General features: G+C 74.1%; 14 protein-coding genes. 9 read left to right on the top strand and 5 right to left on the bottom strand.

Annotated elements, in window-relative coordinates:
• Window positions 1-31 precede the first annotated feature (31 nt).
• The 6 genes from ACSU6Z_RS04840 (at window position 32) to ACSU6Z_RS04815 (ending at window position 8,790) form a co-directional block, all read left to right on the top strand.
• Window positions 32-1,165, top strand: coding sequence for an ATP-binding protein (locus ACSU6Z_RS04840; RefSeq protein WP_437043189.1), 1,134 nt, complete (start codon window positions 32-34; stop codon window positions 1,163-1,165).
• Window positions 1,166-1,339: 174 nt separating this feature from the next.
• On the top strand, window positions 1,340-2,416 hold the full coding sequence (gene pheS / locus ACSU6Z_RS04835) for a phenylalanine--tRNA ligase subunit alpha (protein ID WP_437050177.1): 1,077 nt from the start codon (window positions 1,340-1,342) through the stop codon (window positions 2,414-2,416).
• The gene (pheT, locus tag ACSU6Z_RS04830; protein WP_437043187.1) at window positions 2,416-4,929 is read left to right on the top strand and encodes a phenylalanine--tRNA ligase subunit beta; all 2,514 of its coding nucleotides are present in this window, start codon (window positions 2,416-2,418) and stop codon (window positions 4,927-4,929) included. The genes pheS and pheT overlap by 1 nt, the downstream gene beginning before the upstream one ends.
• Window positions 4,930-5,429: 500 nt before the next feature.
• A complete protein-coding gene (locus ACSU6Z_RS04825) occupies window positions 5,430-6,482 on the top strand; it encodes a PP2C family protein-serine/threonine phosphatase (RefSeq protein ID WP_437043185.1) in 1,053 nt (350 codons plus the stop codon).
• Window positions 6,483-6,780: 298 nt separating this feature from the next.
• Complete coding sequence (locus ACSU6Z_RS04820; RefSeq protein ID WP_437043183.1) at window positions 6,781-8,121, top strand: transcriptional regulator; 1,341 nt, start codon at window positions 6,781-6,783, stop codon at window positions 8,119-8,121.
• Window positions 8,122-8,244: 123 nt separating this feature from the next.
• Window positions 8,245-8,790 carry an NUDIX domain-containing protein gene (locus ACSU6Z_RS04815; protein WP_437043182.1) on the top strand — a complete coding sequence of 182 codons (546 nt, stop codon included), beginning with the start codon at window positions 8,245-8,247 and terminating at the stop codon, window positions 8,788-8,790.
• 33 nt (window positions 8,791-8,823) lie between these two features.
• Here ACSU6Z_RS04815 and ACSU6Z_RS04810 read toward each other — a convergent pair whose 3' ends face one another.
• Window positions 8,824-9,081 carry a hypothetical protein gene (locus ACSU6Z_RS04810; RefSeq protein ID WP_437043180.1) on the bottom strand — a complete coding sequence of 86 codons (258 nt, stop codon included), beginning with the start codon at window positions 9,079-9,081 and terminating at the stop codon, window positions 8,824-8,826.
• Window positions 9,082-9,297: 216 nt separating this feature from the next.
• Window positions 9,298-10,170, bottom strand: a complete 873-nt coding sequence (locus ACSU6Z_RS04805) for a 3-hydroxybutyryl-CoA dehydrogenase (protein ID WP_437043178.1) — start codon at window positions 10,168-10,170, stop codon at window positions 9,298-9,300.
• 181 nt (window positions 10,171-10,351) lie between these two features.
• Here ACSU6Z_RS04805 and ACSU6Z_RS04800 point away from each other — a divergent pair, with 181 nt between their 5' ends.
• Window positions 10,352-11,578, top strand: a complete 1,227-nt coding sequence (locus ACSU6Z_RS04800) for a glycoside hydrolase family 10 protein (RefSeq protein WP_437043176.1) — start codon at window positions 10,352-10,354, stop codon at window positions 11,576-11,578.
• A gap of 33 nt (window positions 11,579-11,611) precedes the next feature.
• Here the strand turns inward: ACSU6Z_RS04800 and ACSU6Z_RS04795 are convergent, their stop codons facing one another.
• Together ACSU6Z_RS04795 and ACSU6Z_RS04790 are read right to left on the bottom strand one after the other, a co-directional pair.
• Window positions 11,612-11,812, bottom strand: a complete 201-nt coding sequence (locus ACSU6Z_RS04795) for a DUF1918 domain-containing protein (RefSeq protein WP_437043174.1) — start codon at window positions 11,810-11,812, stop codon at window positions 11,612-11,614.
• 92 nt (window positions 11,813-11,904) lie between these two features.
• The gene (locus tag ACSU6Z_RS04790) at window positions 11,905-12,852 is read right to left on the bottom strand and encodes a DMT family transporter (protein WP_437043173.1); all 948 of its coding nucleotides are present in this window, start codon (window positions 12,850-12,852) and stop codon (window positions 11,905-11,907) included.
• On the opposite strand from ACSU6Z_RS04790, the gene ACSU6Z_RS04785 reads away from it, so the two are divergent.
• A complete protein-coding gene (locus tag ACSU6Z_RS04785) occupies window positions 12,851-14,338 on the top strand; it encodes a PLP-dependent aminotransferase family protein (RefSeq protein ID WP_437043171.1) in 1,488 nt (495 codons plus the stop codon). The genes ACSU6Z_RS04790 and ACSU6Z_RS04785 overlap by 2 nt on opposite strands.
• Entirely contained in the window at window positions 14,335-14,772 is a 438-nt protein-coding gene (locus tag ACSU6Z_RS04780; protein WP_437043168.1) for a GNAT family N-acetyltransferase, read from the top strand. Before ACSU6Z_RS04785 ends, ACSU6Z_RS04780 begins: the two co-directional genes overlap by 4 nt.
• Here the strand turns inward: ACSU6Z_RS04780 and ACSU6Z_RS04775 are convergent.
• Window positions 14,750-15,241 carry a DUF6314 family protein gene (locus tag ACSU6Z_RS04775; RefSeq protein WP_437043166.1) on the bottom strand — a complete coding sequence of 164 codons (492 nt, stop codon included), beginning with the start codon at window positions 15,239-15,241 and terminating at the stop codon, window positions 14,750-14,752. The genes ACSU6Z_RS04780 and ACSU6Z_RS04775 overlap by 23 nt on opposite strands.
• Window positions 15,242-15,245: the final 4 nt, after the last annotated feature.

Genomic DNA, 15,245 nt, shown 5'->3' with positions numbered 1-15,245 from the left:
CCCCTGCACGGCGGAGAGGTGGGGTACGGGGATGAGCGTCGGCACGAGCAGCGCACCGGGATCACGGCAGGCACGGCGGCCGCCCGGTGGCCTCGCCGACCTCACCGGTCCCGGCATCGGCCCCGACGACCTGCCCGACGGCCTCGTCGTCGCCGACGAGCACGGGCGGGTGATCTGTTTCAACGCCGCCGCCGAGCGCATCACCGCCCGGCGCGCCGCCGACGCCCTCGGGCAGCCGTTGGAGACGGCCCTTCCGCTGGAGGACCTGGAAGGCCGCCGCTGGTGGCAGCTGACCGACCCCTACGGCGGGCTCGCCATCCGCGTCCGCCAGCCCGAGCGCAACCTGCTGCTGCCCGGCGGACGCGAGGTGCTCGTCTCCGCCCGCTACGTCCGCGCCCGGCCCACCGGCCCCGTCCGCCGCGTCGTCGTCGCCCTGCGCGACACCGAGGCCCGCCGCCGCACCGAGCGCAGCCACGCCGAGCTGATCGCCACCGTCGCCCACGAACTGCGCTCCCCGCTCACCTCCGTCAAGGGCTTCACCGCCACCCTGCTGGCCAAGTGGGAGAGGTTCACCGACGAGCAGAAACGGCTGATGCTGGAGACCGTCGACGCCGACGCCGACCGCGTCACCCGGCTCATCGCCGAACTGCTCGACATCTCCCGCATCGACTCCGGGCGGCTGGAGCTGCGCCGCCAGCCCGTCGACATCGGCGCCGCCGTCGGCCGTCACATCCAGGCCTACGTCGCCGCCGGCCAGCCCGCCGACCGCTTCCTGCTCCGCGTCGAACAGCCCCTGCCCGACCTGTGGGCCGACCCCGACAAGATCGACCAGGTGCTCAGCAACCTCATCGAAAATGCCGTGCGGCACGGCGAGGGAACCGTCACCATCGACATCACGCCCGCGGCGTCCCCCCGGGAAGGGGAGGACACCGGCACGTCGGTCACGGTGAGCGACGAGGGGCCCGGCATTCCGGAGGAGTCCATGAACCGTGTCTTCACCCGCTTCTGGCGGGGCAGCAAGCGCGGCGGCACCGGACTCGGGCTCTACATCGTCAAGGGCATCGTCGAGGCCCACGGCGGCACCGTCACCGTCGGCCGCGCCCCCGGCGGCGGCGCCGAGTTCCGATTCACGTTGCCCGTGAGCGCTCCGGCCTACCTGGCCTGAGCAGCCCGCGGGCTCATCCGCCCGTCACCGCCCCGTTAGACTCGGCCTTTGGCACCTTTGTGTCCTGCACGCCGCCCTGTGAGTCGGTGACGGGGACCACCAGCCAGCCAATCGGAAGCACGGGAAGAGATGTCGGCACCCAATAAGTCGTACGACCCTGTCGAGGTCGAGGCGTTGAAACCGGAAGAGATCGAGCGCATGCGGGACGAGGCGCTCGCCGCCTTCGCCGCCGCGGACTCCCTCGACGCGCTCCACGAGGCGAAGGTCGCCCACACCGGCCCGGCCTCCCCGCTGGCCCTCGCCAACCGCGAGATCGGCGCCCTGCCCCCGCACGCCAAGGCCGAGGCCGGCAAGCGCGTCGGCATGGCCCGCGGTGCCGTGAACAAGGCCCTCGCCTCCCGGCAGGAGGAACTGGAGGCCGAGCGGGACGCGCGCGTCCTGGTCGAGGAGGCCGTGGACGTCACGCTGCCCTACGACCGCGTCCCGGCCGGCGCCCGCCACCCGCTGACCACGCTGTCGGAGCGCATCGAGGACATCTTCGTGGCCATGGGCTACGAGGTCGCCGAGGGCCCCGAGGCCGAGGCCGAGTGGTTCAACTTCGACGCCCTGAACATCGGCCCGGACCACCCGGCCCGCGGTGAGGCCGACACGTTCTTCGTGGCCGGTCCCGACGGCACCGCCGACTCCGGCGTCGTGCTGCGCACCCACACCTCGCCCGTGCAGATCCGCTCGGCGCTCGGCCGCGAGCTGCCGGTCTACGTGATCTGCCCCGGCCGCGTGTACCGCACCGACGAGCTGGACGCCACCCACACCCCGGTCTTCCACCAGGTCGAGCTGCTCGCGATCGACGAGGGCCTGACCATGGCGGACCTCAAGGGCACCCTGGACCACATGGTCCAGTCCCTGTTCGGCGAGGGCATGAAGACGCGGCTGCGGCCGAACTTCTTCCCCTTCACCGAGCCCAGCGCCGAGATGGACATGCTCTGCTACGTCTGCAAGGGCGCGTCCGTCGGCAACCCCGACCGGCCCTGCCGCACCTGCTCGTCCGAGGGCTGGATCGAGCTCGGCGGCTGCGGCATGGTCAACCCGCGGGTGCTCACCGCCTGCGGCATCGACCCGGAGAGGTACAGCGGCTTCGCCTTCGGGTTCGGCATCGAGCGGATGCTGATGTTCCGCCACAACGTCGAGGACATGCGAGACATGGTCGAGGGTGACGTCCGTTTCACCCGGCCGTTCGGGATGGAGATCTGATGCGGGTCCCGCTTTCTTGGCTGCGGGAGTACGTCGACCTGCCGGCGACCGAGACCGGCCGTGACGTCCAGGCCAAGCTCATCTCGGCGGGTCTGGAGGTCGAGACCGTCGAGCAGCTCGGCGCCGACCTCAAGGGCCCGCTGGTCGTCGGCCAGGTGCTGACCATCGAGGAGCTGGAGGGCTTCAAGAAGCCGATCCGCTTCTGCACCGTCGACGTCGGACAGGCCAACGGCACCGGCGAGCCGCAGGAGATCGTCTGCGGCGCCCGGAACTTCGCCGTCGGCGACAAGGTCGTCGTCGTGCTCCCGGGCGCGGTGCTGCCCGGCGGCTTCGAGATCGCCGCGCGCAAGACCTACGGCAAGGTCTCGCACGGCATGATCTGCTCCAGCGACGAGCTGGGCATGGGCGACGACGGCACCAAGGGCATCATCGTGCTGCCGCCGGAGACCGAGGTCGGCCGGGACGCCATCGAGCTGCTGGAGCTGGTCGACGAGGTCCTCGACATCGCCGTCACCCCCGACCGGGGCTACTGCCTGTCGATCCGCGGCGTCGCCCGCGAGACCGCCATCGCCTACGGCCTGCCGCTGCGCGACCCGGCGCTGCTCGACGTGCCCGCCCCGAACGCCTACGGCCACCCGGTGCGGATCTCCGACCCGATGGGCTGCGACCGCTTCACCGCCCGCACGGTGACCGGCCTCAACCCCGAGGCACGCTCCCCGATCTGGCTCCAGCGCCGCCTGCAGAAGGTCGGCGTGCGCCCGGTCTCGCTCGCCGTCGACGTCACCAACTACGTGATGATGGAGCTGGGCCAGCCGCTGCACGCCTACGACCGCAACCTGGTCCAGGGCACGATCGGCGTGCGCCGCGCCGAACCCGGCGAGAAGATCACCACCCTCGACGGCGTCACCCGCACCCTCGACGCCGAGGACCTGGTCATCACCGACGAGCGCGGCCCGATCGGGCTCGCCGGTGTCATGGGCGGCGCCGACACCGAGATCGCCGACCACGACGATCCCGGGAACGCGACGACGGACGTGGTGATCGAGGCGGCGCACTTCGACGCGGTCTCCATCGCCCGCACCGCCCGCCGCCACAAGCTGTCCTCCGAGGCGTCCCGCCGCTTCGAGCGCGGCGTCGACCCGCAGGCCGCCGCCGCTGCCGCGCAGCGCACCGTCGACCTGCTGGTCCTCCTCGCGGGCGGCACCGCCGAGGCCGGCGTCACCGAGGTCATCGCCCCCTTCGCACCGCGCACCCTCACCATCCCGGCCGACCACCCGGACAAGGTCGCGGGCGTCGCCTACGGCCGGGAGACCGTCGTCCGGCGGCTCCAGCAAATCGGCTGCGACGTGTACGGGCAGGACGAGCTGATCGTCACCGTCCCGTCCTGGCGGCCCGACCTCACCGACCCCAACGACCTGGCCGAAGAGGTCATCCGCCTGGAGGGCTACGAGAACCTGCCCTCCACGCTGCCCAGGCCGCCGGCCGGCCGCGGGCTGACCCGCCGCCAGCGGCTGCACCGCCGCGTCGGCCGCGCCCTGGCCGGGGCCGGGTACGTCGAGGCGCCGAACTACCCCTTCGTCAGCGAGCAGGTCTTCGACCAGCTCGGCCTGGCCGCCGACGACCCGGCCCGCCGCGTCGTCAAGCTGGTCAACCCGCTCAGCGACGAGGAGCCCGCGCTGCGCACGTCGCTGCTGCCGGGCCTGCTCGGCGCGCTGCGCCGCAACGACGGCCGCGGCAGCCACGACCTCGCGCTGTTCGAGACCGGTCTGGTGTTCCGGCCCCGCGAGGAGCAGCGCACCGCCGTCCGGCTGCCCGTCGACCGGCGCCCGTCCGACGAGGAACTCGCCGGGCTGAACGCCGCGCTGCCCGACCAGCCGCGCCACGTCGCCGTCGTCCTCGCCGGCGCCCGCGAGCAGGTCGGCTGGTGGGGCAAGGGCCGCCCGGCCGACTGGGCCGACGCGGTTGAGGCCGCCCGGACCGTCGCCCGCGAGGCCGGCGCCGAGCTGATCGTCCGCAAGGGGCAGTACGGGCCGTGGCACCCCGGCCGCTGCGCCGAGCTCGCGGTCGCCGTCGACGGCACCGAGCGGGTCGTCGGCCACGCCGGCGAACTGCACCCGCGGGTGCTCAAGGCCCTGGGCCTGCCCGCGCGCACCTGCGCGATGGAGCTGGACCTGGACGCCGTGGAGCAGGCCGGCGACGCCCTCCCGCAGGCGCCGGGCATCTCCACCTTCCCGGTCGCCACGCAGGACGTCGCCCTGGTCGTCGACGGCTCCGTGCCGACGGCGGACGTCGAGGCGGCCCTGCGCGAGGGCGCCGGTGAACTGCTGGAGTCCATCAGGCTGTTCGACGTCTACGAGAACGCCGAGCAGCTCGGCGAGGGCCGCAAGTCCCTGGCGTACGCGCTGCGGTTCCGCGCGGCGGACCGGACGCTGACCGTCGACGAGGCGACGGCGGCCCGCGACGCCGCGGTCGCCCTGGCGGGCGAGCGCACGGGAGCCGTACTGCGCGGCTAGGGCCTCCCGTTCGGATCATGCCGGGCTCGCGGGGCCTGGTGCCGTGCCTCGCCGCGTTGTCGTCGGTTGCCATGGCTTTCGCCATGGCGCCCTCCTCCGCCTTGCGATGCACGGCACCAGGTCCCGCTCCTGATCCGACCTGATCCAAACGAAAGACCTTAGGCGGCACGCGGGAGCGCGGCGGCCCGGCCGCGGCGTTCCCGCGCCCCTCGGGAGCGGGGCGGCCATCTCACTCGATCGAGTGAGATTCCTGGGCGATCCGGTCCTTCCGGGCCATACGGTCGACAGAATCGGACCGGCCCTTCGAGGCCGGTCCGTCTGTGCTGTCAGGGCCTACATGGGGGGCCATCGGCATGATCCGCATCAGGGCTGGGGTTCACCGCAGGGCAGGGCGGCCCCGGACGAACCACCCGGAGCCCGCTCCCGGGACGGGCCGGAGGGATCTGCGCGAGGCCGTCCGCCGGGCCGTGCGCCGGGTCGATCGGCCACCACTGCGCCGGATGGTGCGCCTCGCCCTCCCCGCGGCCTGGGGCGCGGTCGCGGTCACCTACCGGCTGACCTGCCCACTCGCCCACCAGGAAGGAATCGGCGCCCGGCTCGTCAGCAGTGCCGTGCTCTTCGTCGTCGGCACCGGGCTGATCCTGCACACCCGGCGCACCCTGCTGCGCGAACTGCGCCAGGCCCGCCGGATCGCGAGCGCCGCCCAGGGGGTGCTGCTGCGCCCGCCGCCCCCGCGCATCGACGGGCTGAGCGTCGCCGCCGCCCAGCTCTCCGCCGACCCCGGCGCCGCGATCGGCGGCGACCTGTACGAGGCCGTGGCCACCGAGCACGGCGTACGGGTGGTGATGGGCGACGCCCGCGGCCACGGCATCGCCGCCCTCGGCACGGCCGCCGCCGTGCTCGGCAGCTTCCGCGAGGCCGCGTACGACGAACCGGAACTGGACCGCGTACTGCGCCGACTCGACCGCGCCCTCGCCCGGCACCTGCGCGAGCGCGCCCGCGCCGAGCACCCCTGCTCGGAACCGCCCTCGACGGCCCCGGTCACCGAGGAGTTCGTCACCGTCCTGCTGCTGGAGATCGGCGCGGACGGCGAGGTCCGCGTCCTGAACTGCGGCCACCCCTGGCCGTACCGTCTGGCCGAGAGGCGGATCGAGCCGCTCGCCCGCGCGGAACCCCTGCCTCCGCTCGGGCTGTTCCCCCTCCCGGCCGAATTGTCCGCCACCCCCTGCGGCAGCCTCCCGCCGGGCGAGGCGCTCCTGCTGCACACGGACGGCGCGCAGGACGCGCGCGACGCCGAGGGACGCTTCTTCCCGCTCCCCGAGGTGCTGGCGCGCGCCGTACGCGAACCGTCCTCCACACCACAGGCCCTGCTCACCGCGGTGCTCACCGCTCTCCTGCGCCACACGGGCGGCGCCCCGTCCGACGACGTCGCCCTGCTGATGCTGCGCAACGACCGCGCCCCGGCGGCGTCCCCCGGCGGCGGCCCCCGCGACGTGGCCGCGGGGGCGGGCCGCACCACGCCTTGTCCGCAGCCGGCCGACCGGCTGCGGTAGCGGGCCGCGCCCCGCGGGCCGCCATCGGCGCCGCCGTCCGCCCGGTCGCGGAGTGCCGGGCAGGCGGCCGGGCGGACGGCGTGCACGGGCCGCCGCGTAGGGAGGGGGGAGCCGACGGCCCGGCCGGCCTCTTGCGAGGCAGTTCAGTCAACCGGCCCGGAGCGCTCCGCGACAGCGCGCGCACAGCGCGGATTCGCGCACTCCGTTCACACCCCGTGTGAAACACCCCGTGCGAAGCCGGGACCGCTTCGAGGACGGACCCACTACTCTGACGGCACCAGCCACCCGGGGGGCACCCATGCAGCCCAACACTCTCCTCGACGCGATCCTGGACGAGGCCGGGATCTCGCACGCGGGACTCGCCGCACACGTCAACCAGGCAGGACGCAAACGCGGTCTGGCCCTCAGGTACGAACACACCGCCGTGGCGCGCTGGTTGAAGGGGCAGCGCCCGCGCGGCCAGGTGCCCGACCTGATCTGCGAGGTGCTCGCGGCCCGGCTGCGGCGGCCCGTCACCCTCGACGACATCGGCCTCGGCGTGCCCGGCGGGCCGTCCGCCCCGCCCACCGGCTCGCTGTCCGGCTTCGTCGAACGCGCCACCGCGCTGTGGCGCTCCGACCAGCAGCGCCGCCCCCACCTGCTGGGCGCGCCCGCGGTCACCGGCACGCCCGCCGTGATGCCGGTGTGGGAGTGGGAGAACCCGCCCGAGGACACGGACGTCTCCCGCGGCGGCCGGCACCGGGTCACCCCGGCCGACATCGAGACGCTGCGCGCCGCCCGCGCCCACTACGAGCAGATGTACCGCAAGGCCGGCGGCATCGCGACGCGCGCCCGGGTCGTCGGCTTCCTCAACGCCGAGGCCGCTCCCCTGCTGCGCGGCGGCTACACCGACGCGACAGGCCGCCAACTGCACCGGGCCACCGGCGGACTGGTGGCCATCGCGGGCATCTGCGCCTACGACTCCGACGCGCACGGCCTCGCCCAGCGCTACTTCCACCAGGCGCTGCGCCTGGCCAAGGCCAGCGGCGACCGGGGCCTGGGCGCCTACGTCATCGCGCTGCTGGTCAACCAGGCGCTGTTCATGAAGGAGTACCGCCAGGCCGTCGCCTTCGCCGAGGCCGCCCTGCGCGCCGCCGGCAAGCACATCACCCCGGCGCTCGCCTCGGACCTGTACGCGATGCAGGCCAAGGCGTACGCCCACCTCGGCGACGGTTCCGGCGCGCTGTCCTGCATCCGGCGGGCCGAGCGGGCCGCCGAGCGCATCCGGCGCGGATACGAACCCGACGAGACGGGCTATGTGCAGCCCGGCCTGGTCAACGTCCAGGTGGCGGAGGCGCTGCTCAGCCTCGGCGAGCTCGCCGCCGCGCGGGAGCACGCCGCGGCGGCCGTGGACAACCCCGCCCACGACCGGGGACGGGTGCACCGGCTCGCCATGCTGAGCACGATCGAACTGCGGCAGGGCAACGCCGACCGGGCCGTGGCGACCGCGGTGGAGATGGCCGAGCGGGCCCGCGGCATGGAGTCCCGGCGCCTGCGCGACCGGCTGCGGGCGGTGCGCGAGCACCTCGCGCGCAGCGGCTGCGCCGGCACGGCGGAGGCGGCCGAGCTCATCGACGGGGCACTGCGCGTACCGCTGTGACCCGCGGCCCGCCACGACACGGAATCTGCGCCCGGGGCTGCGCCATGAGCGGTCCCCGTGCGCCTGCTGCCCCACCGCCCCGGCTGCGATATTGCCATCTACTCGGCGGAAGGTGGCAGAACCGTGCAGTGGACGAAACAGAACGAACAGACTGTGTACGCAAACCGCTGGTTCAGCGTCAATCTCGCGGATGTCGAACTGCCGGACGGCCGGCATCTCGACCACTTCCTGATCAGGCTGCGGCCCGTCGCCGTGGCCACGGTGGTGAACGAGGCCAACGAGGTCCTGCTGCTGTGGCGGCACCGCTTCATCACCGACAGCTGGGGCTGGGAACTGGCCGCGGGCGTCGTCGAGGACGGCGAGGACATCGCCGCGGCGGCGGCCAGGGAGCTGGAGGAGGAGACCGGCTGGCGGCCGGGACCGCTGCGGCACCTGATGAGCGTGGAGCCGTCCAACGGGCTCACCGACGCCCGGCACCACGTCTACTGGGCCGACGGGGCCGAGTACGTCGGGCACCCCGTGGACGACTTCGAGTCCGACCGCAGGGAGTGGGTGCCCCTGAAGGTCGTCCCCGACCTGGTCGCCCGCGGGGAGGTCCCGGCCGCCAACATGGCGGCCGCGCTGCTCCTGCTGCACCACCTCAGGCTCGGGCAGGACGTCATGCCCTGATCCCCCCGGGCCCCGGCGTTCCCCGGTCCGGCCCTAGCGGCCGAACGCCTGCCAGAGCGCCACGACGAGCGCGCCCACGGCCGTGAGGGCGGTGACCGCGGGCAGCGGCCAGCGGGCGCGCTCCAGGCCGGTGATCCGGGTGTCCAGCTCGTCCAGTTCCTTGGCGGTCTCCTCGGTGCGGTGGCGAAGCAGGGCCAGTCCGCCCTCGACGCGGGCGTACGCCACGTCGAGGCGGCGCCGTAACTCCGCGAGTTCGCCGTGGACGACCGGATGCTCGGGATCGATGGTCACGATCCGCTCCTTTCCGTAATGCTCCGCAGGGGAATCGCATCTCTTGCGCACGCAGGGCCAGTCAACCGTCCCGGGGGGCGCCCGGGGAGCGTGTGCGCAAGGCATATGCGGGCCCGGCGCGCACACGGTGTGTGAACGCCGCGGGCCCGGCACCCTCTCCGGTGCCGGGCCCGTGACTGGCCGAATGATTACCCTGTGTGATCAGTCGGAGGTCCTTCAGTCGTAGGTGTAGAAGCCGGAGCCCGACTTCCGGCCCAGTCGCCCGGCGTCGACCATGCGCTGGAGCAGCGGGGGAGCGGCGTACAGCGGCTCCTTGTACTCCTCGTACATGCTGTGGGCGACCGAGGCGACCGTGTCCAGGCCGATCAGGTCGGCCAGCTTCAGCGGGCCCATCGGGTGGGCGCAGCCCAGCTCCATGCCGTTGTCGATGTCCTCGCGGCTGGCGATGCCCGACTCGAACATCCGGATCGCGGAGAGCAGGTAGGGGATCAGCAGCGCGTTCACCACGAACCCGGAGCGGTCCTGGGCGCGGATCGCGTGCTTGCCGAGCACCTTCTCGGCGAACAGCTGCGCCCGGCTGAGCGTGCCCTCGGAGGTGGTGAGGGCGGGGATCAGCTCGACCAGCTTCTGCACCGGGGCCGGGTTGAAGAAGTGGATGCCGACGACGTGGTCCGGCCGGGAGGTGGCGACGGCCAGCTTCACCAGCGGGATGGAGGAGGTGTTGGAGGCCAAGATCGCGTCCGGGCGCACCACGATCTGGTCGAGCACCTGGAAGATCTCGGTCTTGACCTGTTCGTTCTCGACGACGGCCTCGATCACCAGGTCACGGTCGGCGAACTCGCCGAGGTCGGTGGTGAAGCTCAGGCGCGCCTGCGTCGCGTCCCGCTCCTCCTCGGTGATCTTGCCGCGCTCGGCGGCCCTGGCCAGGGAGTTGAACACCCGGGTACGGCCGATCTCCAGGGCCTCGCCGGTGGTCTCCGCCACCTTCACGTCCAGGCCGGCACGGGCGCACACCTCGGCGATGCCCGCTCCCATCTGACCGCAGCCGACCACGCCGACGCGTGCGATATCTCCCGAGATGCCGGTCACATCGTCCCCTTCGCTGATCTGTGGCTGTGGCAGGTTCCCGGGGTCCCCGGCGCCTGCTCCGATCGTGCACGTTACCCGTGGAGTGCCGCCGCTCGGGCGCCCGGGTCGGGCATGCTGGGGCGCCGAGACGATCCGTGACCGTGCGGATCCACAGCGTTGCGGGGGTCTTCCCATGAGTCGAGTGAGCCGAGTGTCACGCCGGGCGTTCGCGGTGGCCGCGTTGTCGGCCCTCGCGACGGCGCCCTCCGCGGCGGCGGCGCCCGGGCGGCGGCGCCGGGTGATCACCGAGATGCGGGGCGTGTGGCTGGCGACCGTGGCCAACCGCGACTGGCCGTCCCGGGCGGGGCTGAGCGCGTCCGCGCAGCGCGCCGAGCTGATCGCCCACCTGGACACGGCGGTGCGGTACCGCCTGAACACGGTGGTCTTCCAGGTGCGGCCGACGGCCGACGCGTTGTGGCCGTCGCCGTACGAGCCGTGGTCGCAGTACCTGACCGGCACCCAGGGCAAGGACCCGGGCTGGGACCCGCTGGGCACGGCGGTGACGGAGGCGCACGCCCGCGGCCTGGAGCTGCATGCCTGGTTCAACCCGTACCGCATCGCCAACCACGCCGACCCGAGGCGGCTGGTGGCCGGCCACCCGGCCCGCGAGCACCCGGAGTGGGTGGTGCCGTACGGCGGGAAGCTCTACTACAACCCCGGGCTGCCCGAGGTCCGCGCCTTCGTCCAGGACGCGATGCTGGACGCGGTGGCGAAGTACGACGTCGACGCCGTCCACTTCGACGACTACTTCTATCCCTACCCGGTGGCGGGGCAGACCTTCGACGACGACGCCGCCTGGGCGGCCCACGGCGGCGCCTTCGGCAGCCGGGCCGACTGGCGCCGGGACAACATCGACCGGCTGGTGCGGGAGACGGCGGCCCGGGTGAAGGAGGTCCGGCCCACGACCCGGTTCGGCATCAGCCCGTTCGGGGTGTGGCGCAACGCCGCCACCGACGCGCGCGGCTCGGACACGCGGGCGGGCGTGCAGACGTACGACGACCTGTACGCCGACACCCGCACCTGGGTGCGCGAGGGCTGGATCGACTACGTGGTGCCGCAGCTGTACTGGAACATCGGCCTGGCCGCCGCCGACTACGCGAAGCTGGTGCCGTGGTGGGCCGAGGTGGCGCGGGGCAGCCGGACCCGGCTGTACGTGGGGGAGGCGCTGTACAAGGCCGGCGACCCGGCGCAGCCCGCCGCCTGGCAGGACGCGGCCGAGCTGTCCCGCCACCTGACGCTGGCCGGGAAGTACGCGCAGGTGCGCGGGCACGTCTTCTTCGCCGCCAAGGACGTGGCGGCGAACCGGATCGGGGCGATGGCGCGGGTGGCCGCCGACCACTACGGGCAGCCGGCGAACCCCCCGCGCTGATCCTTCGCGGTCCCCGGGATCCCCCGCGGTCCCCTACTGCTGGAGACGGGTCTCCTCGTGGCGGATCTCGGAGTCGGGGCCGGGGGAGCAGACGGCCTCGTGCCCGTCCTCGAACCGGACGCGGTACGGAGGATTGCCCTCCTGGCCCATGACCTCGACGATCTCGGCGACCTTGTCGTGCTGACCGACCACCCTGCCGTGCTGGACAAGCCGGTCGCCCACGGTTGCGCGCATCTGCGGGGCCTCCTCACCATGTGCGGGAGCAGCGGTCCGTGGCCTCGAGTCTACGGCGCGGGGCCGGACGCGCGCCCGCGCGCAGGCGCCGTTCAGCCCCGCGCCCGCTGTGTGACGGCGATGCACACGAGCACCGCCGCGGCCGTCAGCGGGGCGGCCACCGTCAGGTGCTCGCCCAGGAGCAGCACCGACCACACCAGTGTGAGCAGCGGCTGGGCCAGCTGCAACTGGCTGGCCTTGGGGATGCCGATGGCCGCCATGCCCCGGTACCAGACGACGAGGCCGACGAACTGCGAGCCGGCCGCCAGCCACAGCACACCGGTGACACTGTGCGCGGTCAGGCGCACGGGTTCGTACGCGAGGGCCAGCGCGGTCACCGGCGCGGTGAGCGGCAGGCACAGCACCAGTGCCCAGCCGATGACCTGCCAGCCCGGCATGACCCGGGCCAGCCGGCCGCCCTCGGTGTAGCCGGCCGCGCACACCAGCAGCGCCGCGAAGAGGTAGGCGTCGGCGGCGGTCAGCGCACCTCCGCTCTGCTGCACGGTGAAGGCGACCACCGCGGCGGCCCCGGCCAGCGCCGCGATCCAGAAGGTGCGCGAGGGACGGGTGCCGACGCGCAGGGCGGACAGCAGGGCGGTGGTCAGGGGGAGCAGGCCGACGACGACGGCGGCGTGCGCGGTGGTCGACGTCCGCAGGGCGAGCGTGGTCAGCAGCGGGAAGCCGAGGACCACGCCCGCGCCGACGACGGCGAGGCCCGCCCAGTGGCGGCGGCCGGGCGGCGGGACGCGCAGGAAGAGCAGGCAGGCTCCGGCGATCAGCGCCGCCAGGACGCTGCGCACGGCCACGAGGGACCAGGGCCCGAAGCCCTCCAGTCCCCAGGCGGTGGCGGGGAAGGTGAGGGAGAAGGCGGTGACGCCCAGAGCTGCCTGGAGGGTGCCGAAGCCGGGGCGGACGGGCTCGCCGCCGACCGGTTCGGTATCGGTCGGCCCGCCGCCGACCGCTACCGGTGAAGTGGCAGTAGCGCTACTCTGTGCTCTCATGCAAGAGCGTAGCAGCGTCGACGAACTGGCGGAACGGCTGCGGAGGGAAGTGAACCGCTACTCACCCGGTGAAAAGCTCCCGTCGAGCCGTGCTCTCGTCGAACGGTTCCGGGTGAGCCCCGTGACCGTCTCGCGGGCCCTCGCGCAGCTGGCCGCCGAGGGGCTGGTGGTGACCCGGCCCGGCGCCGGGGCGTTTCGCGCACGGCCCCGCCGGCCCGCCGCGCCCGCCGGGGACACCTCTTGGCAGGAGGTCGCCCTCAGCGCCGACGCCACCGCCGATCCCGTCCCGCGCTCCGTGGACGCCTCCGGGGTCATGGCCACGCTGGCCGTCCCGTCCGCCGGCGTCATCGAGTTCACCGGCGGCTATCTGCACCCCTCGCTGCAACCGGAGCGGGCGATGGCGGCGGCGCTGTCCCGGGCGGGGCGACGGCCCGGCGCCTGGGGCCGTCCGCCCATGGAGGGACTGGCGGAGCTGCGGGAGTGGTTCGCGCGCAACATCGGCGCGGCCGTCACCGCCGCGGAGGTCCTGGTCACCTCCGGCGGTCAGTCCGCGCTGACCACGGCGCTGCGCGCGCTGGCCCCGCCCGGCGCCCCCGTCCTCGTCGAGTCGCCCACCTACCCCGGCATGCTGGCGATCGCCCGCGCCGCCGGACTGCGCCCGGTGCCGGTCCCCGTCGATGCGGACGGGGTGAAGCCGGACCTGCTCGCCGACGCCTTCCGGGCGAGCGGTGCCCGCGTCCTCGTCTGCCAGCCGCTGTTCCAGAACCCGACCGGCGCCGTCCTCGCCCCCGAGCGGCGCGGCGAGGTACTGCGCATCGCGCGCGAGGCCGGCGCCTTCGTCGTCGAGGACGACTTCGTACGGCGGCTGGTGCACGAGGACGCGGGACCGCTGCCGCGTCCGCTCGCCGCCGACGACCCCGACGGCGTGGTCGTCCACGTCTGCTCGCTGACCAAGGCGACCTCGCCCAGCTTCCGGGTCGGCGCCCTGGCCGCGCGCGGGCCGGTGCTGGAGCGGCTGCGCGCGATCCAGGTCGTCGACACCTTCTTCGTGCCCCGGCCCCTGCAGGAGGCGGCGCTCGAACTGGTCGGCTCACCCGCCTGGCCGCGCCACCTGCGGGCCGTCTCCGCGGAGCTGAGAGCCCGCCGGGACGCGATGACGTCCGCGCTGCGCGCACACCTGCCCGGCCTCGCCCTGCCGCACGTCCCGTCCGGCGGCTACCACCTGTGGCTGCGCCTGCCCGACGGGGTCCACGAGTCCGTCCTGGCGGCGGCGGCCCTGCGCGCGGGCGTGGCGGTCTCCGCGGGCCGCCCGTACTTCAGCGCCGAACCCCCGGCGGGCCACGTCCGGCTGAGCTTCGCGGCGGTGGCCGGCACCGGGGAGATCGCCCAGGGGGTGCGCCGGCTGCGCGCGGCCTGCGACGAGGTGTTCCCGCGGCCGGGAAACCGTTCGACACGGGGCGTCCGAGCTGCCAGGATCCGGCCATGACCGAGACGCCGGGCCTGCCCGAGGGCTACGAGATCTCCACCGACCCCGACCGCGTCGACGCCGGGCGCGTGCACCGGTGGCTGTCCACCGACGCGTACTGGGCGCTCGGCCGCAGCCGGGACGGGCAGGACCGGGCGATCGCGGGATCGCTCAACTTCGGCGTGTACGACGTGGCGTCGGGGGAGCAGGTGGCGTACGCCCGGGTGGTGACCGACCGGGCCACCTTCGCCTGGCTGTGCGACGTGTACGTCGACCCCTCGGTGCGCGGCAAGGGGATCGGCACGGCGCTGGCGGCGGCCGTGCGCGAGCACCTGCGGCCCTGCGGGGTGCGGCGCGTCCTGCTCGCCACGCACGACGCGCACGGCGTCTACGCGAAGGCCGGTTTCGCCCCGCTGGAACGGCCGGACCAGTTCATGGCCCTGGTGTTCGAGTGACCGGACCGGTCATCCGCGCGTAGTCGGTGGTGAGCACCAGGTCCTTGGCCGGCCCGCCCACGCGCCACACCGTCCGCCACCGGTCCGCGTCCCGGACGGTGAACTCGCCGCGGTAGAGGTCCGCCGCGCACGGGTGCTCCGCGACATGGTGCCCGGTGGCCAGATCCAGATCGTGGAAGGGGCGGCCGTCCGCGAAGCGCACGTCCGCCGTGCCCGGCGCGGACCCCGGCAGGAAGCGCAGCGTCCGCTCGGCGGGGCGGGTCACGCCCCGCCAGGTGAAGCCGCCGCTCTCGTGGCTGAGCAGACCGCCGCCGGCCAGCGGGGAGAACACGGTGACGCCCTCGAAGCGGCCGTCGTCCCCGCTCGCCAGGTCCCGCACCGACCGCGTCGTGCGCCACCGTCCGGCGAGGTACGCCAGTACGTCCGGCACCGGCCGGAGTCCGCTCCTCGCCTCCCGCTTCCCGTCCATCCCG

The organism is Streptomyces sp. enrichment culture (assembly GCF_964273145.1).
Lineage (GTDB): Bacteria > Actinomycetota > Actinomycetes > Streptomycetales > Streptomycetaceae > Streptomyces.
Note: the sequence above shows the minus strand (reverse complement) of the source record. Positions and strands in the feature narration are given on the sequence as shown.

Coding starts and splice junctions, on each gene's coding strand:
- ACSU6Z_RS04840 (WP_437043189.1), top strand. CDS start 32: ATGAGCGTCGGCACGAGCAGCGCACCGGGATCACGGCAGGCACGGCGG.
- pheT (WP_437043187.1), top strand. CDS start 2,416: ATGCGGGTCCCGCTTTCTTGGCTGCGGGAGTACGTCGACCTGCCGGCG.
- ACSU6Z_RS04825 (WP_437043185.1), top strand. CDS start 5,430: ATGGTGCGCCTCGCCCTCCCCGCGGCCTGGGGCGCGGTCGCGGTCACC.
- ACSU6Z_RS04820 (WP_437043183.1), top strand. CDS start 6,781: ATGCAGCCCAACACTCTCCTCGACGCGATCCTGGACGAGGCCGGGATC.
- ACSU6Z_RS04795 (WP_437043174.1), bottom strand. CDS start 11,812: ATGCGCGCAACCGTGGGCGACCGGCTTGTCCAGCACGGCAGGGTGGTC.
- ACSU6Z_RS04785 (WP_437043171.1), top strand. CDS start 12,851: ATGCAAGAGCGTAGCAGCGTCGACGAACTGGCGGAACGGCTGCGGAGG.
- ACSU6Z_RS04790 (WP_437043173.1), bottom strand. CDS start 12,852: ATGAGAGCACAGAGTAGCGCTACTGCCACTTCACCGGTAGCGGTCGGC.
- ACSU6Z_RS04780 (WP_437043168.1), top strand. CDS start 14,335: ATGACCGAGACGCCGGGCCTGCCCGAGGGCTACGAGATCTCCACCGAC.
- ACSU6Z_RS04775 (WP_437043166.1), bottom strand. CDS start 15,241: ATGGACGGGAAGCGGGAGGCGAGGAGCGGACTCCGGCCGGTGCCGGAC.